At 62.2% G+C, this 1,100-nt stretch carries 1 protein-coding gene; it reads left to right on the top strand.

Features of this window, described 5'->3' with window-relative positions:
• A partial coding sequence (locus tag DU506_RS21240) for an IS110 family RNA-guided transposase (protein WP_114488796.1) occupies nucleotides 1-875 on the top strand: 875 nt, incomplete at its 5' end.
• Nucleotides 876-1,100 lie beyond the last annotated feature (225 nt).

Genomic DNA, 1,100 nt, shown 5'->3' with positions numbered 1-1,100 from the left:
CGTGTGCCTCCGCCCACCACTGGGCGCGTGAGCTGCAGGCACGCGGCTATCACGTCAAACTGATCGCCGCACAGTTCGTCAAACCCTACGTCAAGAGTAACAAGAACGATCGCGTCGATGCAGAGGCCATCTGCGAGGCCATGGGGCGTCCGACCATGCGCTTCGTCGCCGTCAAGACCGTCGCGCAGCAGGATGTCCAGGCGGCGCATCGCATCCGCAGTGAACTGGTTCAGCAGCGCACTGCCAAGGCCAACCAGATCCGTGGCCTGATCGGCGAGTACGGGCTGGTGGCGCCCACCGGCATTGGCCAGCTGCGCGCGGCCTTGCCTCGCTGGCTGGAAGATGCCGAGAACGGCCTGACCGATGATTTCCGTGTCCTGTTGTCGGGTCTCGCCGAGGACCTGCGCTACCTGGATGATCGCATCGCCACGGTGTCCGAGCGCATCGAGCGACACGCCCAGACCGACCCGGTTGCCAAGCGACTGATGACCCTGCGGGGCGTCGGCACATTGACCGCGAGTGCGTTGGCCGGCGCTCTGGGTGATGCTCAGGCCTTCAAGTGTGGCCGTGATTTTGCCGCCTCGCTGGGGCTGACACCGCGGCAGCACAGCACGGGAGGACGTGACCGCCTGCTGGGCATCAGCAAGCGAGGCAACAGCTACCTACGGACCCTGCTGACCCACGGCGCGCGCGCCGTGCTGCGCTACTGCGAAGGCAAGGAAGACAACCTGAGTCACTGGGTCCGGCAACTGGCCGAGCACAAGCATGCCAATGTGGCGGTGATTGCCCTGGCCAACAAGACGGCACGCATCGCCTGGGCCATCACTCGCCACGACAGGGTCTATGACCCTGGCTTGGCAGCACAGGCGGCGTAACAACCACCTACTGTATTACTGATTTTTCAACAAGATAACCCACCATCACGATTGCTGAGCATGCTGCAAGATGGCGAACAGGTCGAACCGACGTCAGCAAACCCCTGCACGTATGGGGAGCAAATAGCTCGAGGAACCTATTGGGAGCTGACGTGCGGATAGCCCATCAGGGTCCAATGCTTCTGCATTATTTAAGAGACCGGATATACGTGTGCAGTCGTACCT

Source organism: Vreelandella rituensis, assembly GCF_003336665.1.
GTDB classification, from domain to species: domain Bacteria; phylum Pseudomonadota; class Gammaproteobacteria; order Pseudomonadales; family Halomonadaceae; genus Vreelandella; species Vreelandella rituensis.
This window is presented reverse-complemented; position numbering and strand designations above follow the sequence as displayed.